The sequence below is a fragment of the Escherichia sp. E3659 genome (assembly GCF_005781135.1).
Classification (GTDB): Bacteria; Pseudomonadota; Gammaproteobacteria; order Enterobacterales; family Enterobacteriaceae; genus Escherichia.
Genome location: NZ_VATQ01000026.1, coordinates 43,707 through 66,753 on the forward strand (window position 1 = coordinate 43,707; position 23,047 = coordinate 66,753).

Consider the following 23,047-nt stretch of genomic DNA (forward strand, 5'->3'; position numbering starts at 1 on the left):
AAGAATTTCGTCCGCCCGTTTCCTGATATGCTTTTGCCATCCATTACAAGGAGGTCAGATGGGTATCATAGCGCAAAATAAAAGCAGTTCACTGGGCATGCTGTTCGGTGCCATCGCTTTATTGATGGGTATTATCCACTTTTCATTCGGCCCTTTTGCCGCGCCACCACCAACGCTGGAAAGCATCGTGGCGGACAAAACGGCTGAAATTAAAAGAGGTCTCCTCGCCGGAATAAAAGGTGAAAAAATTACTACGGTGGAGAAAAAAGAGACGGTTGATGTCGATAAAATCCTCGATCAAGTCGGTATCGCACTGGCCATTGCTGCGCTACTTTGCGCATTTATTGGCGGTATGCGTAAGGAAAATCGCTGGGGCATTCGAGGCGCATTGGTATTTGGCGGCGGGACGCTGGCTTTCCATACCTTGCTTTTTGGTATCGGCATCGTGTGCAGCATTTTGCTGATATTCCTTATCTTTTCCTTCCTGACCGGCGGTTCACTGGTTTAAGCAACGCGGTAATGTTCAGAAATGCATTGTGAATACCAGGTGGAGTACCATTGACGGTAACTCCACCCAAAAAGGAGTTAGCCGATACTCCAGAAAAGCACCGCCAGTAACTGCGGTGTGATAATGCGCAGGAACATGACTAATGGATACACCGTGGCGTAAGAGAGCGCCGCCGCACCACTGGTAGGATGAAGATTATTGGCAAACGCCAGCGCCGGAGGATCGGTCATTGAACCCGCGAGCATCCCGCACATCGTGAGATAATTCATTTTGACTAACATCCGCGCCAGAATGCCAGCCGTGATCAGCGGAATTGCAGTAATCAATGCGCCATAGCCTATCCAGCTTAACCCTTCGCCATCCACCAGTGTATGGATAAAATCGCCGCCGGATTTCAGGCCAACTACCGAGAGAAACAGTACGATACCCAGTTCGCGCAGCGCCAGGTTGGCACTTGGCGGCATAAACCAGTAAAGCTTACCAATGCTGCCGATACGCCCGAGGATCAGCGCCATAATCAGCGGACCGCCCGCCAGCCCCAACTTCAACGCAGCCGGGAATCCAGGCACAAACACCGGAATGGAACCCAACAATACGCCAAGCCCAATACCAATAAACACCGGTAACATTTGTACCTGTTGCAATTTTTGCTGCGCATTACCTAATACATTAGCAACGGCATCAATCGCGGACGGGCGTCCAACCAGGTTGAGAATATCGCCAAATTGCAGGCTAATATCGCTACTTGCAACTAATTCAACGCCAGCACGGTTCAGGCGCGAAATAACGACGTCATAGCGCTCCTTAAAGTGCAGGTCGCGAATACGTTTACCAAGCACATTCTCATTGGTGACCACCACGCGTTCGACGCGCAGATCGGTGCCTTTCGTCGACAGCGAGGTATCCACTTCCTGACCAATCACCAATTGCGCATTATGTAAATCCGCAGGCTGCCCCACCAGATGAAGCAAATCGCCCAACTGAATAATGGTTTCCGGAGAAGGTACTTTGAGGGTTTCCTCTCGTTTCAATCGCGAGCAGATAACTTTATCGCCATTGAGAATCGGTACATCTTTAATCGCTAAATTATGTAAGTTAGGGTTATCAACACGAATGTTAATGGTCCTGATCAGCACGCTACCGTTAGTCCGCGTGGACTCGTGTTGCAACGCCTCAGTCTCAACATTGACGCGGAAAATAACCCGCAGCATCCACATAGTGAACAAAATGCCGCAAATCCCAAATGGATACGCCATCGCATAGCTCATCCCCATTTGATCGACCATCTCCATCGGTGTCCCCAGGTCACGCAAGATCTGCTGCCCTGCCCCCAGCGCAGGCGTATTGGTGACCGCGCCGGAGAAAATCCCCAGTACCACGGGAAGTGGAATATCGAAAAGTTTATGCAGGATGGCGGTGACCAGACCACCGAGGATGACAACCAAAACAGCAAACAAATTGAGGCGTAATCCGGAGACACGCAACGAGGCAAAGAAGCCCGGCCCCACCTGAATACCGATAGTATAAACGAACAGGATCAGACCAAATTCCTGGATAACATGCAGCATGTCGCTGCTTAATGTCATCCCAGCCTGTGAAACAAAATGGCCGACGATGATCCCACCGAACAGCACGCCGCCAATGCCCAATCCAACACCGCGAAACTTGACGTTGCCGATAAACAACCCGACGACCGCCACCAAAGCCAGAATACTGACCGTTAATGCTATATCACTCATCGTCCATTTCTCTTGAAATAACATTTTAATTGCTACGGATTATGGCTGAATCGGTGAAGCAGATTTGCCTTATGGCGCACATTATCACGGTAAAGAAAGTGCCGGAACATCTTAAATTGGCGAAAATTAAAACATTGTTGAAGATTGCAGGCAAAAAAAAGCCCCACCAAACTGGCGGGGCAAAGAGAATAGCTAATTAGCTATTTAACGCGGGACGTTCGCTGATAGCGATACGCTGCGCTGCGATGGGTTCAGGCTCATTACGAATTAAATCAATATGCAGTAAACCATTAACGAAGGTTGCGCCAGAGACTTCCATATTTTCAGCCAGCGTAAAGCTCAGGCTAAACGGCTGATTCATAAGCCCTTGGTGCAGCCATTTCTTCTCTTCTTTTGGCTGCTCCGGCGTGCCTTTTACGCTCAGGCGCGTTCCTTCCAGTTGAATCTCTAAATCTTCCTGACGAAAACCTGCCAGCGCAAGGGTAATGCGGTAGTGGTTATCGTCGCTTTTCTCAATGTTGTACGGCGGGAAGCTCTGGCTTTCACCGGCGTTTTGCAGTGCGTTGGCCAGTTTGTCAAAACCGATCCATTGACGCATCAGTGGGGATAAATCGAAGTTACGCATAGTCATTTCTCCTTCTAAGAAGCGAGTAAGTACCTGCAAATCCGAAGATTCGCATATGCTCCCTGACGGCGAGCATCAAATGTCAGGCCGCGCACTGCGGCCTTAGGGAATTAGTTGATTTCGATACGGCGCGGTTTTTTCGCTTCCGGAATCACGCGTTCGAGATCGATATACAGCAGACCGTTCACCAGGTTAGCGCCACGAACATGAATGTTCTCAGCTAACTGGAATTTACGTTCAAAGTTGCGTTCAGCGATGCCCTGGTACAGATAGGTGCGCTCTTTTTGTTCGTCGGCGTGAGCACCTTTCACCACCAGCAGATTGTCCTGGGCGGTAATTTCCAGTTCACTTTCGGCAAAGCCAGCCACCGCGATAGCAATGCGGTAATGGTTTTCGTCTACCAGTTCAACATTGTACGGAGGGTAGCCGCCATTACTCTGGCTCTGGTTGTTTTCTAAGTGGTTAAACAAACGATCAAATCCAATAGCAGAACGGTAAAGCGGGGATAAATCAAAGTTACGCATAATTAATAGCTCCTGAAATCAGCGAGAATGTAAGACCTTCCACAATGGACAGGTCGGATAGCCAGAACACCCATCAGGCGTGTTCTCATTGGCTACGGTATAAAAATGGGTCTGGATATGCACTTTTCAAGTCTTTTCGACGGACTTTTTTTTGCAGTTTGTGGTCTATTGCATAGACTGGGGGGCAGCACGAAACGTTAAAGTGCGATAGCCGCCACAGTGCGACGTAATGATGATGTTATTTTCAGCAAGGGATCGCTATAACACATCATGCCAACACCCACGATCAACAGATGAATTTATTATGATAAGAAATGTGTTGTTAGCGTTCATGATATGCAGCGGAATGGCATTACTCGGAGGATGCTCCAGCGTAATGTCCCATACCGGGGGGAAGGAGGGAACGTATCCCGGCACCCGCGCCAGTGCCACCATGATTGGTGATGACACAACAAACTGGGGAACCAAATCGCTGGCAATTCTCGATATGCCATTTACCGCAGTCATGGATACGCTACTTCTGCCATGGGATGCGTTCCGCAAAGACAGTTCAGTGCGCTCGCGCGTGGAAAAAAGCGAAGCCGACGCGCAAGCCATCAATGCCGTCATTCCACCAGCCAGAATGCCCGTGAACTGATTTAGCGGCCAGTTTTGGTTATCCACAACTGGCCGGCTTCCATCCACGCCAGCCATTGACCATCCGGCGAGAAGACCACCGCGTCCGCCGAAGGTGAGTTGGCGTGATTTTCGGTTAAATACTCAACTTCGCCGCTTTGCGCGTGTACGCAGGCAATACGGTTATCCAGCACAACGCCCAGCCATTCTCCCGATGGATGCCAGTTGAATGCTGACTGAATATCCGTTTTGTTATGGGTTAACTGGCGCGGTTCGCCGCCCTGTGGCGAGATAAGCCACAGTTGCACAATACCGTTATCATCACGCATTAAAAACGCGATTTGCGTTCCTTGCGGGTTACACCGCACCCAGTGGCGCGGGACGTTGACTAACCCCGGATAAGCCCGATGGTGGGTAAAGGTTAAACGTCGCTGCACGACGCCACGCGGTGGCGCGGGCAGAGTTGATTCCGTTCCGCTTAACGGCGCGTCGCCCGGCAATTTCCAGCCGTTTTCATCTTGCGGCAATTCAACAATATACAGCTCCGGCACTTTCTCGCCCTTTTGCGAAAGCGTATCGCCAATAAACGCCAGAGCGTGGTTTCCTACCCATCCTTCTTCATAAGCACGATTGATTTCATCGCTGCCCGGCTGCGGCGTGGGCGTTGTTTTACTCACCAGCACGCACCAGTGGCTACCTCTGTATTCACGTGGATGCTGCTTTTGCACATTGACCGGACCAAACGGCGCTGCCACCCCGACGTTTCGCAAATCCAGCGCTGGATCGCGTTCATGCAGCACGTGGTCGTTATAGGTAAAACTCACCATTTCACCGTTCGGGCTAAAGACATGTACATGACTGCCACCGCGTAACGCCCCTGGAGTGTACGGAAAGGTAATATCCATTGCATCGAGATTGCTCATCTTGCCGCCTTCAACAACCACGCCACGACGGTGATGGAAATCGTAATGCCATGTTTCATCAGGATTTTCAGGGCCGTGGATGAAGACATACTTCTCTGACTTCGGATGAACGGTCACCACACCGACGTGCGCGCCCTGTGACGCGCGGTAGATAACCTCGACCTCGCCGGTATGGATATTCACACGCTCAATGGTCTCACCGGTAAACGACGCGCCAGAAGGACGCACGTCAAATACCAGCCACTGGCTGTCGGGCGTCCAGGTATTGGTATTGGTGAGCAGGTGATTACGGGGAGCAAAGGTTATCTGTTTCATGGCGCGGTCCTGATACAAAACGGTTCCCGCCATCATACTTCACAAGGACTTCACTTTCAGACATTAGTCTTTTGCCATCGTGATGAATGTGAGTGAAAAGATGGAACATTTTGACGTGGCGATTATTGGCCTCGGCCCGGCAGGGTCGGCGTTGGCGCGAAAGTTAGCAGGCAAAATGCAGGTGATCGCGCTGGATAAAAAGCACCAGCATGGTACTGAAGGTTTCAGCAAGCCTTGCGGCGGTCTGCTGGCACCGGACGCGCAGCGTTCTTTTATTCGCGATGGGCTGACGCTTCCTGTCGATGTGATCGCCAACCCGCAGATTTTCAGCGTCAAAACCGTCGACGTCGCCGCATCGCTCACGCGTAACTACCAGCGAAGCTATATCAATATTAATCGCCATGCTTTCGACTTGTGGATGAAATCGCTGATCCCCGCCAGCGTTGAGGTTTACCACGACAGCCTGTGTCGAAAAATCTGGCGTGAGGATGATAAATGGCATGTCATTTTTCGCGCAGACGGCTGGGAGCAGCATATTACCGCCCGCTATCTGGTCGGTGCCGATGGTGCCAACTCGATGGTACGGCGACATCTCTACCCGGACCATCAAATTCGTAAATATGTTGCTATCCAGCAGTGGTTCGCAGAGAAACATCCGGTGCCGTTCTACTCCTGCATCTTTGATAATGCGATAACTGACTGTTATTCATGGAGTATCAGCAAAGACGGTTATTTTATCTTTGGCGGTGCCTATCCAATGAAAGACGGTCAGACGCGTTTCACGACGCTGAAAGAGAAAATGAGCGCCTTTCAGTTCCAGTTTGGTAAGGCGGTGAAAAGCGAAAAATGCACGGTGCTGTTTCCCTCACGCTGGCAGGATTTTGTCTGCGGTAAGGACAACGCCTTTCTGATTGGTGAAGCGGCGGGATTTATCAGCGCCAGCTCGCTGGAGGGGATAAGCTATGCGCTGGATAGCGCAGACATTCTGCGTGCGGTGTTACTGAAGCAGCCGGAGAAGAGCAACGCCGCCTACTGGCGCGCCACCCGCAAACTGCGTTTAAAACTCTTCGGCAAGATAGTAAAAAGCCGATGCCTGACCGCACCGGCTTTAAGAAAGTGGATTATGCGCAGTGGTGTGGCGCATATTCCACAGTTGAAAGATTATCCAACGCGCTTCACATCGCCCACCAGCAGGATGTAAGAGAGCGCGCCAATCAACGCGACGGCGGAAATATAAACCAGTGCAGGTGCGAAACCGTAACCCTGCGCCAGGTATCCCACCACCAGCGGAACGGTGATGCCGCCCAGACCACCGGCAAAGTTAAACACGCCGCCGGTTAAACCAATCAGGCGCATCGGTGCCAGAGAAGAAACCAGCGACCAGGTAATCGAAGCAAAACCGTTGCCAAAGAATGCCAGCGCCATCAGGCACATAATCATCATCGGATCGTTGGTGTAGTTAGCGCCCATAATGCAGGTGGAGATCAGCAAGCCGCAGATAATCGGCGTTTTACGCGCAAAGCCCAGTGAAAAGCCCTTACGTACCAGCAGATCCGCGACCCAGCCAGAGAGCAGGACGCCAACAAACGCCGCGAGGAATGGCACCGTGGTCATAAAGCCTGCTTTCAGCGCTGTGATTCCTTTTTCCTGGGTTAAATAGTTCGGGAACCAGGTTAAGAAAAACCACAGTGTAGAAGCCACCGCAAATTGCCCAAGATAGACGCCGATCAGTTTACGATGGAACACCAGTTTCCAGTCTTTGGCTGTTAACGGCTGACGTGCCTCTTTTTTCACCGGCGCATCGCCATCCACCAGACCGCCGCCATCACGAATGTAATCCAGTTCAGCTTTGCTGATGCCTTTGGTCAGGCGCGGCGGCTGATAAACCTTAAACCAAATCAGCGACCAGATAATGCCGATACCACCGGTGACAATGAACACCCAGTGCCAGCTCAACATCTCCTGAATCCAGATCAGCAGCGGAGTCAGAAACGCCAGACCGACAAACTGACCAGACGTATAAAAACCAACGGCGGAAGCACGTTCATGTTCCGGGAACCAGCTGGTCACCATCCGGTTATTGGTCGGGAAAGCGGGCGCTTCGAAAATACCGGTTATCGCGCGCAGACCAATTAATGACATTAATCCCGTGGCAAAGCCCTGGAATAAAGTCGCCACTGACCAGCCAAATATCGCAATAAAATAAGTCACGCGTGAACCTACGCGATCTAAAAACCAACCGCCGGGGATCTGACATAGCGTATAAAGCCAGGCGAAGGCCGAAAATACATAGCCCATTTGCGCTTTCGTAATGCCGAACTCTTCCTGAATATGGGCGGAAGCCACGGCCAGGTTAGCGCGGTCAACATAACAAATGACCACCGTAATAAAGATCATCACCAGCGTCAGATAACGCCGACGCCCCGGCTTTGCTGCATTAACGGGAATATCCATAGCGAGCTTTCTCCAGATTTTGGGCATAGCGAAGCCGCTCACCATGCCCTGTAATGTACAGAGGGTTATATTTTTGTATTGCTGTTTTAGTGCCCGATGAGGGGCTTACGTGGCAGGAATTACCACTCTGCTACGCTGTTATCTTCATGACGCCAGAGCGGATTACGCCAGTCCGGGGCATTTTTACTGAACTCAATAACTTTAGCTTCGTCGATTTCCACGCCTAAGCCCGGTTTCGTTAGCGGTTTAAAGAAGCCGCCGACCATGCTGAAGTCTTCTTTGTTTTTCACAAAGTCGAGTAACTCCGCGCCTTTGTTGTAATGAATGCCCATACTTTGTTCCTGAAGTACCGCGTTATAGGAAACAAAGTCGATATGCAGGCAAGCCGCCAGTGCAATCGGTCCGAGCGGACAGTGAGGCGCGAGGGTCACATCATAGGCTTCTGCCATTGCGGCAATTTTGTAGCATTCGGTAATACCGCCTGCGTGGGAGAGATCCGGTTGCAGAATCGAAATACCGCCCGCCTCCAGCACACGTTTAAAATCGAAGCGTGAGAACATGCGCTCACCCGCTGCCAGTGGAATATGCGTTTGTGCCGCCAGTTTCGGGTAGTATTCGGCTTGTTCCGCCAGCACCGGCTCTTCAATAAACAGCGGGCGGTACGGTTCCAGTTCTTTAATCAGCACTTTCGCCATCGGCGCGCTGACGCGACCGTGGAAATCAAGACCAAACTCAATCTGATTGCCAAAAGCTTCACGAATTTGTGCCACGGTGTTGACTGCCGCATCTACCGCGCGGGAGTTATCAATTAGCCCCAGTTCTTCACAACCGTTCAGTTTGAAGGTATCGAAGCCAATTTCACGCAGGGTTTTAATGCCGTCGATAACATCCGCCGGACGATCGCCACCGACCCAACTATAGGCTTTGATTTTGTCACGGACCAGGCCGCCCATCAGTTGCCAGACTGGCGCATTCAGCACTTTGCCTTTGATATCCCATAACGCCTGGTCGATCCCGGCGATGGCGCTCATCAGGATTGGACCGCCACGATAAAATCCGGCGCGATACATCACTTGCCATAAGTCATTGATGCGCGATGGATCCTGACCAATCAAATAGTCACCCAGCTCGTGAACTGCCGCTTCAACCGTGCGCGCGCGGCCTTCAATCACTGGCTCGCCCCAACCGACCACGCCTTCATCGGTTTCAATTTTCAGGAACATCCAACGGGGAGGTAAACGATACGTGGTAATTTTGGTGATTTTCATTGCACTGCCTCTCGATACGCCTTAACAAATGCTGCTGCCTGCTACGTGGTACGTTCTACGGATTGCCCGGTGCCTGCGCGCCGTGCAATTGGGTTTCTTCACCACGCATATCATTGTGGTTATCGTCATGAGAGAGGCACACGCTGGGGGTTATAGAGATATTCCCCAGTCAATTGCGATGTAGCACACTGTCATGTGATTTCCTTTAACCTTCGTGTCGAGCTGGCGATCATGGTAAGCGCCGCCTGCTCTGCCGCATCGCCGTCCTGATGCCGTATCGCATCGAACAGCGCCTTATGTTCCTGGAGCGTTTGCGGCATGTTGGCCTCATCGCCCATCCAGGTTCGTTCAAAAACCGCCCGCTGCAGCGAACTGATCGCGATGCTAAGTTGCTGTAATACCGGGTTATGCACCGATTGCAGTACCGCCTCGTGATAGCGAATATCCGCTTCGTTAAACGCCTCGCGATCCTGATTGTTGGCAATCATCTCGTTCAGCGCCGATTCAATCTGCGCCAGATCGCTGGAAGTCGCGCGCTCCGCCGCCCAGCGGGCAATCGCAGGTTCCACCAGATTTCGTACTTCGCTCATTGCACTGATAAGCCGTGGATCGTAGTCGTTTTCCAGCACCCATTGCAGTACGTCAGTGTCGAGGTAATTCCACTGGTTACGCGCTGCCACAAACGCCCCGCGATAACGTTTCATTTCAATCAGCCGCTTCGCCATCAGCGAACGGAACACTTCACGGATGATGTTGCGCGAGGTTGCAAACTCCTCACAGAGTTCCGCCTCGGCCGGAAGCGGCGAGCCTGGCACGTATTTGCCGTGAACGATCTGTTTACCCAGCGTAATGACGATGCGATCGGTTTTATTGAGAGTCATGGAGAGTCCTTGTGCTCTGTATGTTCTTCCCTACTTTACCCCGATCGATGCATAACGCGGCAACTTTGTAGTACCAGCGTGATGACATTCGCGTTTGCCGTGCGCGTAATGTAGTACAAATTTATATTGTTGTACTACAATTTAGATCACAAAAAGAACAATGCATAAAAAAATGACATGCGTCGGGCAGAAATCTGAAAAGGGATATCAGGCGCTAATCAGGAGGGAAAGAAGAGTATGCTTTCAACGGCTTAGCTACTCGTTTAAAGGATTAATCATGAAGTTGAATTTTAAAGGATTTTTTAAGGCTGCTGGTTTATTCCCACTGGCGCTGATGCTTTCAGGCTGTATCTCGTATGCCCTGGTTTCCCATACCGCAAAGGGTACTTCAGGAAAGTATCAATCGCAGTCAGACACCATCACGGGGCTATCGCAGGCAAAAGATAGTAACGGAACAAAAGGCTATGTTTTTGTGGGGGAATCTCTGGATTACCTTATCACTGACGGCGCCGATGACATCGTTAAGATGCTCAATGATCCAGCACTAAACAGGCATAATATTCAGGTTGCTGACGACGCAAGATTTGTTTTAAACGCGGGGAAAAAGAAATTTACCGGCACGTTATCGCTTTACTACTACTGGAATAACGAAGAAGAAAAGGCACTGGCAACGCATTATGGTTTTGCCTGTGGTGTTCAACACTGTACCAGGTCACTGGAAAACCTCAAAGGCACAATCCATGAGAAAAATAAAAACATGGATTACTCAAAGGTGATGGCTTTCTACCATCCATTTAAAGTGCGATTTTATGAATACTATTCATCCAGTGGCATTCCGGATGGTGTTACCGCAGCATTACTGCCAGTGACTGTTACGCTGGACATCATTACTGCACCGCTGCAATTCCTGGTTATATATGCAGTAAACCAATAATCAGTAAGCGGGCAAACGCATTCATGCTGTTTGCCCGCCCACTGATTAATTCAGCACATATTTCTCAATAGCAAACGCCACGCCATCTTCAAGGTTGGATTTGGTGACAAAGTTCGCCACTTCTTTCACCGAAGGAATAGCGTTATCCATTGCCACACCAACACCTGCATATTCAATCATTGCGATGTCGTTTTCCTGATCGCCAATCGCCATGATTTCTTCCGGTTTAATACCTAACACGTCGGCCAGTGATTTCACACCCGTACCTTTGTTAACGCGTTTATCGAGGATTTCGAGGAAGTACGGCGCACTTTTCAGCACGGTGTATTTCTCTTTCACTTCCTGTGGAATGCGCGCGATGGCCTGGTCGAGGATGGCGGGTTCATCAATCATCATCACTTTCAGGAGCTGTATATTGGGGTCCATTCTTTCCGCTTCGCAGAATACCAGCGGAATGGTGGCAACGAAGGATTCATGCACCGTGTAGTAGCTGATATCGCGGTTGGCGGTGTACAGCGTGGTGCGGTCCAGGGCGTGAAAATGAGAACCGACTTCGCGAGAGAGTTTTTCCAGGAAACGATAGTCGTCATAGCTCAATGCTGTTTGCGCCACGGTGCTGCCATCAGCAGCCTTCTGTACCAGCGCGCCGTTGTAAGTAATGCAGTAGTCGCCTGGCTGTTCCATGTGCAGTTCTTTCAGGTAGTTGTGAACGCCTGCATAAGGGCGCCCCGTCGTTAGCACGACATTCACGCCACGGGCGCGAGCTGCGGCAATCGCATTTTTAACGGCGGGTGAAATGGTATGATCGGGCAGCAGAAGGGTGCCATCCATATCGATAGCAATGAGTTTGATAGCCATGAGTTCCCCAGGTAGATTGTTTCCTGACCCATGCTAACGCGATTGCGCTCAAAAATCAGTACAACACCTGAGGGAAAACGGGGATGCAACGCGCGTTGCGTGCTCCCCTTTTGCTTAGCGGAAAAGTTTTCCTTTCAGCAGTTCCATGCCTGCGGAAAGCAAATCGTTATTGGCTTGCGGCGAAACTTCGCCCTGCGGCGATAGAGCATCAATAATCTTCGGCAATTGTTCCGCCAGCATGTTGGAAGCAGCACTGGTATCAACACCGAGTTTTTGCCCGAGATCGGACACCGCATTTGTGCCGAGCGCCGACTCCAGTTGTTCTCCGCTCACCGGTTGATTACTTTGTTGGTTACTCAACCAGGATGTGAGAATGGCACCTAAGCCGCCACTTTGCAGTTTTTCCAGCAGCACCTGAATGCCGCCCTGCTCCTCAACCCAACTTAAAATCGCCTGATATTTCCCCGCATCGCCTTTCAGAAAGGCACCGACAACTTCATCAAAAAGCCCCATGATAATCACCTGTAAAGCGTTACGTGTTGACTCAAAAAGTATAGTTCTGCGGGATGATAATTGCGGATTGCAGAAATAAAAAGGGCGGAGATAATTTCCGCCCTTTTCTTAAAGCTTCTTGCCGGATGCGGCGTTAACGCCTTCTCCAGCCTACAAAATCATGAAAATTCAATATATTGCATGAGTCTTGTAGGCCTGATAAGCGTAGCGCATCAGGCACGCTCGCATTGTTAACGCCATTAAATATCGATATTCGCCGCTTTCAGGGCGTTCTCTTCAATAAATGCACGACGCGGTTCAACGGCGTCGCCCATCAGCGTGGTGAACAACTGGTCGGCGGCAATCGCATCTTTAACGGTAACGCGCAGCATACGACGGCTTTCCGGGTCCATGGTGGTTTCCCACAGCTGTTCCGGGTTCATCTCGCCCAGACCTTTATAACGCTGGATGGAGAGGCCACGACGGGACTCTTTCACCAGCCAGTCCAGCGCCTGCTCGAAGCTGGCTACCGGCTGACGACGCTCGCCACGTTCGATAAACGCATCTTCTTCCAGCAAGCCACGCAGTTTCTCGCCCAGAGTGCAGATACGACGATATTCGCCACCGGTGATGAACTCGTGATCCAGCGGGTAGTCAGTATCCACGCCGTGGGTACGCACGCGAACAATCGGCTCGAACAGGTTTTTCTCGGCATTGGTGTGGACATCAAACTTCCACTGGCTGCCGTGTTGCTCTTTGTCGTTCAGTTCGCTGACCAGCGCGTTCACCCAGCGGGTAACGGTCTGCTCATCAGAGAGGTCGGCTTCCGTCAGCGTTGGCTGATAGATAAGCTCTTTCAGCATTGCTTTCGGATAACGACGCTCCATACGCACGATCATTTTCTGCGCCGCATTGTACTCAGACACCAGTTTTTCTAACGCTTCACCCGCTAAAGCTGGTGCGCTGGCGTTGGTATGTAAGGAAGCACCATCCAGTGCGATGGAGATTTGGTACTGATCCATCGCTTCATCGTCTTTAATGTACTGTTCCTGCTTACCTTTCTTCACTTTGTACAGCGGCGGCTGGGCAATGTAAACGTGACCGCGTTCGATGATTTCCGGCATCTGACGATAGAAGAAGGTCAACAGCAGCGTACGAATGTGCGAACCGTCGACGTCCGCATCGGTCATGATGATGATGCTGTGATAACGCAGTTTGTCCGGGTTGTACTCGTCACGACCAATCCCGCAGCCAAGCGCGGTGATCAGCGTCGCCACTTCCTGGGAAGCCAGCATCTTATCGAAGCGGGCTTTCTCGACGTTGAGGATTTTACCTTTCAACGGCAGAATCGCCTGGTTCTTGCGGTTACGCCCCTGCTTCGCAGAGCCGCCCGCAGAGTCCCCTTCCACAAGGTACAGTTCAGAGAGCGCCGGATCGCGTTCCTGACAGTCCGCCAGTTTGCCCGGCAGGCCCGCTAAGTCGAGCGCACCTTTACGACGGGTCATTTCACGAGCGCGGCGCGCAGCTTCACGGGCGCGGGCAGCATCGATAATTTTGCCAACCACGATTTTCGCGTCGGTCGGATTTTCCAGCAGGTATTCTGCCAGCAGTTCGTTCATCTGCTGTTCAACCGCCGATTTCACCTCAGAAGAAACCAGTTTGTCTTTGGTCTGGGAGGAGAATTTCGGGTCCGGCACTTTCACGGAGACAACGGCAATCAGGCCTTCACGCGCATCATCGCCAGTGGCGCTGACTTTCGCTTTTTTGCTGTAGCCTTCTTTGTCCATGTAGGCGTTCAGGGTACGGGTCATCGCCGCACGGAAGCCTGCCAGGTGAGTACCGCCGTCACGCTGCGGAATGTTGTTGGTAAAGCAGTAGATGTTTTCCTGGAAGCCATCGTTCCACTGCAGCGCCACTTCAACGCCGATACCGTCTTTTTCGGTGGAGAAGTAGAAGATATTCGGGTGGATCGGCGTTTTGTTCTTGTTCAGATACTCAACGAACGCCTTGATACCGCCTTCATAGTGGAAGTGGTCTTCTTTACCATCACGCTTGTCTTTCAGACGAATGGAGACGCCGGAGTTGAGGAACGACAACTCACGCAGACGTTTCGCCAGAATTTCATATTCGAACTCGGTCACATTGGTGAAGGTTTCGAGGCTGGGCCAGAAACGCACCATCGTGCCGGTTTTATCGGTGTCGCCGGTAACCGCCAGCGGAGCCTGCGGTACACCGTGTTCGTAGATCTGACGGTGAATTTTACCCTCGCGCTGGATAACCAGCTCCAGTTTTTGCGACAGGGCGTTTACTACCGAAACACCAACGCCGTGCAGACCGCCGGACACTTTATAGGAGTTATCGTCAAATTTACCGCCTGCGTGCAGCACGGTCATGATCACTTCCGCCGCCGATACGCCCTCTTCCGGGTGAATACCGGTCGGAATACCGCGCCCATCGTCCTGTACAGAGACAGAGTTATCGGCGTGAATGGTGACGATAATTTCTTTACAGTGACCCGCGAGCGCTTCGTCGATAGCGTTATCTACCACCTCGAATACCATGTGGTGCAGACCGGTGCCGTCATCCGTGTCGCCGATATACATACCCGGGCGCTTACGCACCGCATCCAGCCCTTTCAGGACTTTGATACTGGAGGAGTCATAAGAATTCGACATCAACGTTTCTCGCTCATTTATACTTGGGTTAATCCGTTATTTTACCCTTTTCCACGGTAAACATCTTCGAATTTTCGTCCGACATGTCTATAACGTGTTCAGCACTGATCGCGCTGACAAAGACCTGTGATTGCGTCGCTTTTAAGCGGCTGGCAAGCAGCCCGCGACGCTCATCATCAAGCTCAGAGGCAAAATCATCTATCAGGTAGAGACACCGCCGCCCACTTTCACGGGTGAGGAACTCTCCTTGCGCCAGACGTAAGGCGCACATCAGCAGTTTAAGCTGCCCACGCGATAAGGTATCTTCCACCGGCGCACCGTCAGCGCGAATGCGTAAGTCCGCTTTATGCGGGCCGTGCGCGGTGTAGGTTAGCTGGCGATCGCGTTCAAAATTACGTTCCAGCACCTCAGCATATTCTGTCTCTTTCTCCCAGCCGCGCTGGAAAGAGAAAGTCAGAGAAAACTCAGGGAGAAATTGCTTACAGGTATCAGCCATATCGGCCGCGATACCGGCGCTATACTCCGCGCGCCAGGTGCTGATTTGCTCCGCCAGCGGGATCAATTCTTTATCCCACGGGCGTAGCTGTTCGTAACGAGTCACCTGGCGCAGCGCCGCATTACGCTGCTTGAGCAACCGCTTGAGATTGCTCCAGGCGGTGAAAAATCCAGGTTCGTTGTGAAAGCATCCCCAGTCGAGGAATGCTCTTCTGTATTTGGGGCCGCCGTTGAGTAAAGTAAACCCTTCTGGCGTTATCAGTTGCATCGGCATCAGATGCGCCAGCTCCGCGACTTTATGCCCGTCAGTACCGTCGATGCGGACTTTGCTGTCGCCCTGTTTGTCTTTGGTTAAGCCAATTGCTGTCTCGCGCTCTTCGCCCTGCAAACGCCCGTGGAGCACAAACGCTTCCTGCTCATGGCGAATAACGCGACCAATCTGCAAACTGCGAAACGCCCGACCATGGCCGAGCGTATAGATGGCTTCCAGCACGCTGGTTTTGCCACTGCCGTTGGCACCTACCAGAAAGTTAAAGCCGGGAGATAAAGCGAGATCCGCGGTTTCGATATTGCGGAAATCGCGGATCAACAAGCGGGTGAGGGACATTACAGTCTCATTGGCATGACAACATAGGCAGCCGACTGTGATGCGGCATCTTCAATCTGCACGCTGGAAACCGAATCGGTCAGCATCATGCGCACGTTTTCGCATTTCAGCGCGTTCAGGACATCCAGCACATAGCTCACGTTGAAGCCGATTTCCATCTCCGCACCGCTATAGGTAACGTCGAGGATCTCTTCCGCTTCTTCCTGTTCTGGGTTGTTGGCGGTGATTTTCAGCTGGTTTTCGCTGACATACAGACGCACACCGCGGAATTTCTCGTTAGAGAGAATTGCCGCACGAGCAAACGCCTGCTTGAGCAGATCGCAGCCAGCTTCCAGATGTTTGTCCGGGTTCTTCGGCAGAACGCGGCGGTAATCCGGGAAGCGACCATCCACCAGTTTCGAGGTGAAGATAAAGTCGCCAACGTGAGCGCGAATGTTGTTGCTGCCAATCTGCACGCGCAGCGGATTGTCGCCGCCGTCGAGCATACGCATCAGTTCAATCACGCCTTTACGCGGCACGATCACCGAATGGCTTGGCAAAGATTGACCAATTGGCATTGAACAGACTGCCAGACGGTGGCCGTCGGTCGCCACAGTGCGCAGTTCTTCACCTTCGGTTTCAAACAGCATACCGTTTAAGTAATAACGAACGTCCTGATGCGCCATCGAAAACTGGGTCGCTTCAATCAGACGCTTCATCGTCGCCTGTGGCAGGGTAAATTCGACTTCGCTCTGCCAGTCATCGAGGTTCGGGAAATCCGCCGCTGGCAGGGTAGACAGCGAAAAACGGCTACGCCCGGAGCGCACCAGCATCCGCTCACCTTCCAGCTGCACGGCAATTTCCGCGCCTTCAGGCAGACCACGGCAGATATCAAAGAATTTGCGCGCCGGAACGGTCGTCGCCCCTGGTTCGTGCGGCTGAACCAGCGCAACGCGTGCCACCATTTCCATCTCGAGATCAGTACCGGTCAGCGACAACGTACCGTCAGCAACCTGTAACAGCAGATTACCGAGAATCGGTAGCGTAGGACGACCACCTAACGGACCGCTCACCTGTTGTAGCGGTTTTAATAAATGCTCACGTTCTACGGTAAATTTCATAGGTTTACGATGACAATGTTCTGATTAAATTAGAGAAATCTTCTTTGATATCGTGGCTCTCTTCACGCAATTGCTCGATCTTACGGCAGGCATGAAGCACCGTCGTGTGGTCACGACCACCAAACGCATCGCCAATCTCCGGCAGACTGTGGTTAGTCAGTTCTTTCGCCAGCGCCATCGCCATCTGACGTGGACGCGCTACCGAGCGGGATCGACGTTTGGAAAGGAGATCCGCAACTTTGATCTTGTAGTACTCTGCCACCGTCTTCTGAATATTGTCGATAGTGACCAGTTTTTCCTGCAAAGCCAGTAAGTCGCGCAGCGCCTCACGTACGAAGTCAATCGTGATCGCCCGTCCGGTAAAGTTGGCGTTAGCAATGACGCGGTTCAGCGCCCCTTCCAACTCACGTACGTTAGATCGTAGACGCTTGGCGATAAAGAACGCCACTTCGCCCGGCAAACGAATGTCGTTTTCGTCGGCCTTTTTCATCAGGATCGCCACGCGGGTTTCCAGCTCTGGCGGTTCGATCGCCACAGTCAGCCCCCAGCCGAAGCGAGATTTCAAACGATCCTCAACACCGTTGATCTCTTTCGGATAGCGATCCGACGTGAGGATGATCTGCTGATTACCTTCCAGCAGGGCGTTAAAGGTATGGAAAAACTCTTCCTGGGATCGTTCTTTATTGGCGAAAAACTGAATATCGTCGATCAGCAGCGCATCAACGGAACGGTAGTAGCGTTTAAACTCTTCGATCGCATTGTTTTGCAGGGCTTTTACCATGTCCTGAACAAAGCGTTCGGAGTGCATATAAACCACTTTGGCATTCGGCTTGCGCGCCATAATGCCATTACCCACCGCATGCAGCAGGTGAGTTTTACCCAGCCCCGTGCCGCCATAAAGGAACAGCGGGTTATAGGCGCCGCCCGGGTTGTCTGCCACCTGGCGAGCCGCCGCGCGCGCCAGTTGGTTAGATTTACCTTCGACGAAGTTATCAAACGTATGTTTAACGTTGACGTTGGAACGATAGGTCGGTTCTGCCGGAGCCGGAACGTTATCCCAGCCTGAGCGCGTAGAAGGCGCAGCACGTTGCGGCTGCACCTGCGCTGCCTGAGCGGGTGCAACTGTATTGCTGGCAGGGACTTTCAGCGTTTGTGTCACGGGCTTTGTGCCCACTTCAAAACGCAGCTGTGGGGCATCCGCTCCACAGAAACTGGTTAGCAGTCCATTGATATTATTGAGGTACTTGTCCCTTACCCAATCGAGGACAAAACGGTTTGGCGCGTACAAGGCCAGCGTGTTATCGCTCAGTTCCGCCTGCAATGGGCGTATCCACATACTGAATTCTGTGGCTGGTAACTCATCCTGCAATCGGGCAAGACACTGCTGCCAAAGCGAAAGTGACACGGCGGACTCCACTCGAACAAAAGTCGATTATGACTAAGGCTGAAACATTCATGATTGTTGACGCACGTCGAAAAGACCCTGCATGAGGGTGACGCACGAACCGCTGTCTGCGGTTATATGCCCGATCAAGATCCTGCAAAACGATCGGGACCGCGGATCATAGCCTAAACTGCGCAAGAGATCTTCTGTTTCTCACAGATTTTCCCGATTTATCCACAGGGCTTTCCAGAACTCGCTAAGTGTAAACGATCCTGCCGCAAGGCGGGCACGATTTACGCCGCATATTGGAAAATTTAATGACCTTAGACAAAATTAGGCTTAATCGATCTAATAAAGATCCTGGACGATCCTTGCGCTTTACCCGGTAGCCCGTATAATCCTCGCCCCGGCGCGCCATGCTGGTTTTCACTGGTGTGAGACCGTACATTTTCTCAGCGAAAAGGTGCGGAAAAGCGCGGTAAATAAGGAAAGAGAATTGACTCCGGAGTGTACAATTATTACAATCCGGCCTCTTTAATCACCCATGGCTTCGGTGTCCATCGTTTCATTTTTCGGCGGATATCCAATAAAGCCATTGAATTTATTCAAGTTTAGGTAGAAATCGCCATGAAACGCACTTTTCAACCGTCTGTACTGAAGCGCAACCGTTCTCACGGCTTCCGTGCTCGTATGGCTACTAAAAATGGTCGTCAGGTTCTGGCACGTCGTCGTGCTAAAGGCCGCGCTCGTCTGACCGTTTCTAAGTAATATAGCTAACCCCTGCGTGGTTAAGCTCGCATTTCCCAGGGAGTTACGTTTGTTAACTCCCAGTCAATTCACATTCGTCTTCCAGCAGCCACAACGGGCTGGCACGCCGCAAATTACCATTCTCGGCCGCCTGAATTCGCTGGGGCATCCCCGTATCGGTCTTACTGTCGCCAAGAAAAACGTTCGACGCGCGCATGAACGCAATCGGATTAAACGTCTGACGCGTGAAAGCTTCCGTCTGCGCCAACATGAACTCCCGGCTATGGATTTCGTGGTGGTGGCGAAAAAAGGGGTTGCCGACCTCGATAACCGTGCTCTCTCGGAAGCGTTGGAAAAATTATGGCGCCGCCACTGTCGCCTGGCTCGCGGGTCCTGATAGCCCTCATTCGGGTCTATCAACGCCTGATTAGTCCGCTACTCGGGCCGCATTGTCGTTTCACTCCAACCTGTTCAAGCTACGGAATTGAGGCATTGCGCAGGTTTGGAGTGATAAAAGGCAGTTGGTTGACGGTGAAACGCGTATTAAAATGCCACCCTTTACACCCTGGTGGTGACGATCCCGTCCCGCCCGGACCATTTGATACCAGAGAACACTAACGATGGATTCGCAACGCAATCTTTTAGTCATCGCTTTGCTGTTCGTGTCTTTCATGATCTGGCAAGCCTGGGAGCAGGATAAAAACCCGCAACCTCAGGCCCAACAGACCACGCAGACAACGACCACCGCAGCGGGTAGCGCCGCCGACCAGGGCGTACCGGCCAGTGGCCAGGGGAAACTGATTTCGGTTAAGACCGACGTGCTTGATCTGACCATCAACACCCGTGGTGGTGATGTTGAACAGGCTCTGCTCCCGGCTTACCCGAAAGAGCTGAACTCTACCCAGCCGTTCCAGCTGCTGGAAACTTCACCGCAGTTTATTTATCAGGCACAGAGCGGTCTGACCGGTCGTGATGGCCCGGATAACCCGGCTAACGGCCCGCGTCCGCTGTATAACGTTGAAAAAGACGCTTATGTGTTGGCTGAAGGTCAAAACGAACTGCAGGTGCCGATGACGTATACCGACGCGGCAGGCAACACGTTTACCAAAACGTTTGTCCTGAAACGTGGTGATTACGCTGTCAACGTCAACTACAACGTGCAGAACGCTGGCGAAAAACCGCTGGAGATCTCCACCTTTGGCCAGTTGAAGCAATCCATCAATCTGCCACCGCATCTCGACACTGGAAGCAGCAACTTCGCACTGCATACCTTCCGTGGCGCAGCGTACTCCACGCCTGACGAGAAGTACGAGAAATACAAGTTCGATACCATTGCCGATAACGAAAACCTGAACATCTCTTCGAAAGGTGGTTGGGTGGCGATGCTGCAACAGTATTTCGCGACTGCGTGGATCCCGCATAACGACGGCACCAACAACTTCTACACCGCTAATCTGGGTAACGGCATCGCCGCTATCGGCTATAAATCTCAGCCGGTACTGGTTCAGCCAGGTCAGACTGGCGCGATGAACAGCACCCTGTGGGTTGGCCCGGAAATCCAGGACAAAATGGCAGCTGTTGCTCCGCACCTGGATCTGACCGTTGATTACGGTTGGTTGTGGTTCATCTCTCAGCCGCTGTTCAAACTGCTGAAATGGATCCATAGCTTTGTGGGTAACTGGGGCTTCTCCATTATCATCATCACCTTTATCGTTCGTGGCATCATGTACCCGCTGACCAAAGCGCAGTACACCTCCATGGCGAAGATGCGTATGCTGCAGCCGAAGATTCAGGCTATGCGTGAGCGTCTGGGCGATGACAAACAGCGTATCAGCCAGGAAATGATGGCGCTGTACAAAGCTGAGAAGGTTAACCCGCTGGGCGGCTGCTTCCCGCTGATTATCCAGATGCCAATCTTCCTGGCGTTGTACTACATGCTGATGGGTTCCGTTGAACTGCGTCAGGCGCCGTTTGCACTGTGGATCCACGACCTGTCTGCACAGGACCCGTACTACATCCTGCCGATCCTGATGGGCGTAACGATGTTCTTCATTCAGAAGATGTCGCCGACCACTGTGACCGACCCGATGCAGCAGAAGATCATGACCTTTATGCCGGTCATCTTCACCGTGTTCTTCCTGTGGTTCCCGTCAGGTCTGGTGCTGTACTATATCGTCAGCAACCTGGTTACCATTATTCAGCAGCAGCTGATTTACCGTGGTCTGGAAAAACGTGGCCTGCATAGCCGCGAGAAGAAAAAATCCTGATTCGGTGAGTTTTCGCTAAAATAAGGGCGGTCAGTTGACCGCCTTTTTTCTTTTCGTAGGGCGGATAAGCACCGCGCATCCGCCACACAAAGCAACAGGAACATCATGAGCGATAATGACACTATCGTAGCCCAGGCCACGCCTCCGGGACGTGGCGGCGTTGGCATCCTGCGCATCTCCGGCCTCAAAGCCCGTGAAGTTGCCGAAACCGTGCTGGGTAAACTGCCTAAGCCGCGCTACGCCGATTATCTTCCGTTTAAAGACGCCGACGGCAGCGTGCTCGATCAGGGGATTGCGCTATGGTTCCCTGGCCCGAACTCGTTCACCGGCGAAGATGTGCTGGAACTGCAGGGTCATGGCGGTCCGGTGATCCTCGACCTGCTGTTAAAACGTATTCTGACCATTCCCGGCCTGCGGATTGCCCGACCGGGTGAGTTTTCCGAACGCGCGTTTCTTAACGATAAACTCGACTTAGCCCAGGCAGAAGCGATTGCCGATCTGATCGATGCCAGCTCGGAACAGGCAGCCCGTTCGGCGCTTAATTCGCTGCAAGGCGCATTCTCCGCACGGGTCAACCATCTGGTGGAAGCCCTCACCCACTTGCGCATTTACGTCGAAGCGGCGATTGATTTCCCCGATGAAGAGATCGATTTCCTCTCCGACGGCAAAATTGAAGCCCAGCTCAATGACGTAATTGCCGATCTCGACGCGGTACGCGCCGAAGCTCGTCAGGGCAGCCTGTTGCGCGAAGGGATGAAGGTGGTGATTGCCGGACGTCCTAACGCCGGTAAATCCAGCCTGCTAAACGCGCTGGCTGGCCGTGAAGCGGCGATCGTAACTGATATCGCCGGAACCACGCGTGACGTGCTGCGTGAGCATATCCACATTGACGGAATGCCGCTGCATATCATCGATACCGCCGGGTTACGTGAAGCCAGTGACGAAGTGGAACGTATTGGTATCGAGCGTGCGTGGCAGGAAATTGAACAGGCCGACCGCGTACTGTTTATGGTCGATGGCACCACGACAGACGCTGTTGATCCGGCAGAGATCTGGCCGGAATTTATCGCCCGTCTGCCTGCGAAACTACCGATCACCGTGGTGCGCAATAAAGCCGATATCACCGGCGAAACGCTGGGAATGAGCGAAGTGAACGGTCACGCGTTGATTCGTCTCTCGGCAAGAACTGGTGAAGGTGTGGACGTGCTGCGTAACCATCTCAAACAGAGCATGGGCTTTGACACCAACATGGAAGGCGGCTTCCTGGCGCGCCGTCGTCACCTACAGGCGCTGGAACAGGCGGCGGAGCATTTGCAGCAAGGTAAAGCACAGCTGTTGGGCGCATGGGCTGGCGAATTGCTGGCGGAAGAGCTGCGCCTGGCGCAGCAGAACTTGAGCGAGATTACCGGGGAGTTTACCTCTGACGACCTACTGGGGCGGATTTTCTCCAGCTTCTGTATCGGTAAGTAACCGCACTTACGAAGCCGCATCTGGTAGTCAGGATGCGGCTTTGTTTTCCTGTTTGCATTCTTTTTATTAATCAATTCATCTTATAAAGATTAAAATTTTAATGCAGCGTATTTTTCTGAAAAAAACATTTAATAATGCATCTCGAACGATTGTGATTCGATTCACA

General features: G+C 52.1%; 23 protein-coding genes, 2 pseudogenes and 1 other annotated feature. Of the genes and pseudogenes, 10 read left to right on the forward strand and 15 right to left on the reverse strand.

Annotated elements, in window-relative coordinates; translation table 11 throughout:
* Window positions 1-58 precede the first annotated feature (58 nt).
* The gene (yidI, locus tag FEK47_RS17375) at window positions 59-508 is read left to right on the forward strand and encodes a protein YidI (protein WP_135486989.1); all 450 of its coding nucleotides are present in this window, start codon (window positions 59-61) and stop codon (window positions 506-508) included.
* Between the two features lie 77 nt (window positions 509-585).
* Here yidI and FEK47_RS17380 read toward each other — a convergent pair whose 3' ends face one another.
* The 3 genes from FEK47_RS17380 to ibpA all read right to left on the reverse strand — a co-directional run bounded on the left by FEK47_RS17380 (window position 586) and on the right by ibpA (window position 3,396).
* The gene (locus FEK47_RS17380) at window positions 586-2,247 is read right to left on the reverse strand and encodes a putative transporter (RefSeq protein WP_130206782.1); all 1,662 of its coding nucleotides are present in this window, start codon (window positions 2,245-2,247) and stop codon (window positions 586-588) included.
* Between the two features lie 196 nt (window positions 2,248-2,443).
* Window positions 2,444-2,872: a small heat shock chaperone IbpB gene (ibpB, locus tag FEK47_RS17385; RefSeq protein WP_001243431.1), complete on the reverse strand. Its 429-nt coding sequence runs from the start codon at window positions 2,870-2,872 to the stop codon at window positions 2,444-2,446.
* A gap of 110 nt (window positions 2,873-2,982) precedes the next feature.
* A complete protein-coding gene (gene ibpA / locus FEK47_RS17390) occupies window positions 2,983-3,396 on the reverse strand; it encodes a small heat shock chaperone IbpA (protein WP_001243437.1) in 414 nt (137 codons plus the stop codon).
* Window positions 3,390-3,462, reverse strand: a sequence feature (ROSE (Repression Of Heat Shock gene Expression) occurs in the 5'-region of heat shock genes and acts as an RNA thermometer to modulate expression.). (Overlaps the previous gene by 7 nt.)
* A gap of 238 nt (window positions 3,463-3,700) precedes the next feature.
* Between ibpA and FEK47_RS17395 the strand changes: the two genes are divergently transcribed.
* Window positions 3,701-4,033: a YceK/YidQ family lipoprotein gene (locus FEK47_RS17395; protein ID WP_130215114.1), complete on the forward strand. Its 333-nt coding sequence runs from the start codon at window positions 3,701-3,703 to the stop codon at window positions 4,031-4,033.
* Between the two features lies 1 nt (window position 4,034).
* On the opposite strand, the gene FEK47_RS17400 is transcribed toward FEK47_RS17395, so the two are convergent.
* On the reverse strand, window positions 4,035-5,249 hold the full coding sequence (locus FEK47_RS17400; protein WP_205948677.1) for a DUF3748 domain-containing protein: 1,215 nt from the start codon (window positions 5,247-5,249) through the stop codon (window positions 4,035-4,037).
* 100 nt (window positions 5,250-5,349) lie between these two features.
* Between FEK47_RS17400 and cbrA the strand changes: the two genes are divergently transcribed.
* A complete protein-coding gene (cbrA, locus tag FEK47_RS17405) occupies window positions 5,350-6,450 on the forward strand; it encodes a colicin M resistance lipid reductase CbrA (protein WP_135486988.1) in 1,101 nt (366 codons plus the stop codon).
* On the opposite strand, the gene FEK47_RS17410 is transcribed toward cbrA, so the two are convergent.
* From FEK47_RS17410 to dgoR, 5 genes and pseudogenes are all read right to left on the reverse strand, one after another.
* Entirely contained in the window at window positions 6,411-7,748 is a 1,338-nt protein-coding gene (locus tag FEK47_RS17410; protein ID WP_000253471.1) for an MFS transporter, read from the reverse strand. The genes cbrA and FEK47_RS17410 overlap by 40 nt on opposite strands.
* 74 nt (window positions 7,749-7,822) lie before the next feature.
* Window positions 7,823-8,971: a galactonate dehydratase gene (gene dgoD, locus FEK47_RS17415; protein ID WP_131161522.1), complete on the reverse strand. Its 1,149-nt coding sequence runs from the start codon at window positions 8,969-8,971 to the stop codon at window positions 7,823-7,825.
* A pseudogene (locus FEK47_RS17420) lies at window positions 8,968-9,039 on the reverse strand (2-dehydro-3-deoxy-6-phosphogalactonate aldolase); the annotation flags it as partial. The pseudogene FEK47_RS17420 and the gene dgoD, both read right to left, overlap by 4 nt.
* Window positions 9,033-9,134, reverse strand: a pseudogene (locus FEK47_RS25505) (2-oxo-3-deoxygalactonate kinase); the annotation flags it as partial. The pseudogenes FEK47_RS25505 and FEK47_RS17420, both read right to left, overlap by 7 nt.
* A 28-nt stretch (window positions 9,135-9,162) precedes the next feature.
* On the reverse strand, window positions 9,163-9,852 hold the full coding sequence (gene dgoR / locus FEK47_RS17425) for a D-galactonate utilization transcriptional regulator DgoR (protein WP_000174297.1): 690 nt from the start codon (window positions 9,850-9,852) through the stop codon (window positions 9,163-9,165).
* A 277-nt stretch (window positions 9,853-10,129) separates the two neighbouring features.
* On the opposite strand from dgoR, the gene yidX reads away from it, so the two are divergent.
* Complete coding sequence (gene yidX, locus FEK47_RS17430; protein ID WP_135487011.1) at window positions 10,130-10,786, forward strand: protein YidX; 657 nt, start codon at window positions 10,130-10,132, stop codon at window positions 10,784-10,786.
* A 45-nt stretch (window positions 10,787-10,831) separates the two neighbouring features.
* Here the strand turns inward: yidX and yidA are convergent, their stop codons facing one another.
* From yidA to dnaA, 6 genes are all read right to left on the reverse strand, one after another.
* A complete protein-coding gene (gene yidA / locus FEK47_RS17435; protein WP_130215106.1) occupies window positions 10,832-11,644 on the reverse strand; it encodes a sugar-phosphatase in 813 nt (270 codons plus the stop codon).
* A gap of 114 nt (window positions 11,645-11,758) precedes the next feature.
* Complete coding sequence (locus FEK47_RS17440; protein ID WP_205712847.1) at window positions 11,759-12,157, reverse strand: YidB family protein; 399 nt, start codon at window positions 12,155-12,157, stop codon at window positions 11,759-11,761.
* 239 nt (window positions 12,158-12,396) lie between these two features.
* On the reverse strand, window positions 12,397-14,811 hold the full coding sequence (gene gyrB / locus FEK47_RS17445) for a DNA topoisomerase (ATP-hydrolyzing) subunit B (protein ID WP_130206798.1): 2,415 nt from the start codon (window positions 14,809-14,811) through the stop codon (window positions 12,397-12,399).
* Between the two features lie 28 nt (window positions 14,812-14,839).
* Entirely contained in the window at window positions 14,840-15,913 is a 1,074-nt protein-coding gene (gene recF / locus FEK47_RS17450; RefSeq protein ID WP_000060112.1) for a DNA replication/repair protein RecF, read from the reverse strand.
* Entirely contained in the window at window positions 15,913-17,013 is a 1,101-nt protein-coding gene (dnaN, locus tag FEK47_RS17455; RefSeq protein ID WP_000673464.1) for a DNA polymerase III subunit beta, read from the reverse strand. Before dnaN ends, recF begins: the two co-directional genes overlap by 1 nt.
* A 4-nt stretch (window positions 17,014-17,017) precedes the next feature.
* Window positions 17,018-18,418 (reverse strand): chromosomal replication initiator protein DnaA, encoded by a 1,401-nt coding sequence (gene dnaA / locus FEK47_RS17460; RefSeq protein WP_000059100.1) that lies wholly within the window; start codon window positions 18,416-18,418, stop codon window positions 17,018-17,020.
* Window positions 18,419-18,714: 296 nt separating this feature from the next.
* On the opposite strand from dnaA, the gene FEK47_RS17465 reads away from it, so the two are divergent.
* From FEK47_RS17465 to mnmE, 6 genes are all read left to right on the forward strand, one after another.
* Window positions 18,715-18,786, forward strand: a complete 72-nt coding sequence (locus FEK47_RS17465) for a hypothetical protein (protein WP_123057980.1) — start codon at window positions 18,715-18,717, stop codon at window positions 18,784-18,786.
* Window positions 18,787-19,024: 238 nt separating this feature from the next.
* Complete coding sequence (gene rpmH / locus FEK47_RS17470; protein ID WP_000831330.1) at window positions 19,025-19,165, forward strand: 50S ribosomal protein L34; 141 nt, start codon at window positions 19,025-19,027, stop codon at window positions 19,163-19,165.
* Window positions 19,166-19,181: 16 nt separating this feature from the next.
* Entirely contained in the window at window positions 19,182-19,541 is a 360-nt protein-coding gene (gene rnpA / locus FEK47_RS17475) for a ribonuclease P protein component (protein ID WP_000239730.1), read from the forward strand.
* Complete coding sequence (yidD, locus tag FEK47_RS17480) at window positions 19,505-19,762, forward strand: membrane protein insertion efficiency factor YidD (protein ID WP_001307474.1); 258 nt, start codon at window positions 19,505-19,507, stop codon at window positions 19,760-19,762. Before rnpA ends, yidD begins: the two co-directional genes overlap by 37 nt.
* Window positions 19,763-19,764: 2 nt before the next feature.
* Window positions 19,765-21,411, forward strand: a complete 1,647-nt coding sequence (yidC, locus tag FEK47_RS17485) for a membrane protein insertase YidC (RefSeq protein WP_064525945.1) — start codon at window positions 19,765-19,767, stop codon at window positions 21,409-21,411.
* A gap of 105 nt (window positions 21,412-21,516) precedes the next feature.
* Window positions 21,517-22,881, forward strand: coding sequence for a tRNA uridine-5-carboxymethylaminomethyl(34) synthesis GTPase MnmE (mnmE, locus tag FEK47_RS17490; RefSeq protein ID WP_001282361.1), 1,365 nt, complete (start codon window positions 21,517-21,519; stop codon window positions 22,879-22,881).
* The last annotated feature ends 166 nt before the right edge of the window (window positions 22,882-23,047 follow it).

Bases quoted from the DNA above. Each gene is read 5' to 3' on its own strand.
- dgoD (WP_131161522.1), bottom strand. From the start codon at position 8,971: ATGAAAATCACCAAAATTACCACGTATCGTTTACCTCCCCGTTGGATG.
- yidX (WP_135487011.1), top strand. From the start codon at position 10,130: ATGAAGTTGAATTTTAAAGGATTTTTTAAGGCTGCTGGTTTATTCCCA.
- dnaN (WP_000673464.1), bottom strand. From the start codon at position 17,013: ATGAAATTTACCGTAGAACGTGAGCATTTATTAAAACCGCTACAACAG.
- cbrA (WP_135486988.1), top strand. From the start codon at position 5,350: ATGGAACATTTTGACGTGGCGATTATTGGCCTCGGCCCGGCAGGGTCG.
- rpmH (WP_000831330.1), top strand. From the start codon at position 19,025: ATGAAACGCACTTTTCAACCGTCTGTACTGAAGCGCAACCGTTCTCAC.
- ibpA (WP_001243437.1), bottom strand. From the start codon at position 3,396: ATGCGTAACTTTGATTTATCCCCGCTTTACCGTTCTGCTATTGGATTT.
- yidD (WP_001307474.1), top strand. From the start codon at position 19,505: ATGGCGCCGCCACTGTCGCCTGGCTCGCGGGTCCTGATAGCCCTCATT.
- mnmE (WP_001282361.1), top strand. From the start codon at position 21,517: ATGAGCGATAATGACACTATCGTAGCCCAGGCCACGCCTCCGGGACGT.
- dgoR (WP_000174297.1), bottom strand. From the start codon at position 9,852: ATGACTCTCAATAAAACCGATCGCATCGTCATTACGCTGGGTAAACAG.
- FEK47_RS17380 (WP_130206782.1), bottom strand. From the start codon at position 2,247: ATGAGTGATATAGCATTAACGGTCAGTATTCTGGCTTTGGTGGCGGTC.
- FEK47_RS17395 (WP_130215114.1), top strand. From the start codon at position 3,701: ATGATAAGAAATGTGTTGTTAGCGTTCATGATATGCAGCGGAATGGCA.
- yidC (WP_064525945.1), top strand. From the start codon at position 19,765: ATGGATTCGCAACGCAATCTTTTAGTCATCGCTTTGCTGTTCGTGTCT.
- recF (WP_000060112.1), bottom strand. From the start codon at position 15,913: ATGTCCCTCACCCGCTTGTTGATCCGCGATTTCCGCAATATCGAAACC.
- FEK47_RS17410 (WP_000253471.1), bottom strand. From the start codon at position 7,748: ATGGTGAGCGGCTTCGCTATGCCCAAAATCTGGAGAAAGCTCGCTATG.
- FEK47_RS17440 (WP_205712847.1), bottom strand. From the start codon at position 12,157: ATGGGGCTTTTTGATGAAGTTGTCGGTGCCTTTCTGAAAGGCGATGCG.
- yidI (WP_135486989.1), top strand. From the start codon at position 59: ATGGGTATCATAGCGCAAAATAAAAGCAGTTCACTGGGCATGCTGTTC.
- FEK47_RS17400 (WP_205948677.1), bottom strand. From the start codon at position 5,249: ATGAAACAGATAACCTTTGCTCCCCGTAATCACCTGCTCACCAATACC.
- yidA (WP_130215106.1), bottom strand. From the start codon at position 11,644: ATGGCTATCAAACTCATTGCTATCGATATGGATGGCACCCTTCTGCTG.
- ibpB (WP_001243431.1), bottom strand. From the start codon at position 2,872: ATGCGTAACTTCGATTTATCCCCACTGATGCGTCAATGGATCGGTTTT.
- gyrB (WP_130206798.1), bottom strand. From the start codon at position 14,811: ATGTCGAATTCTTATGACTCCTCCAGTATCAAAGTCCTGAAAGGGCTG.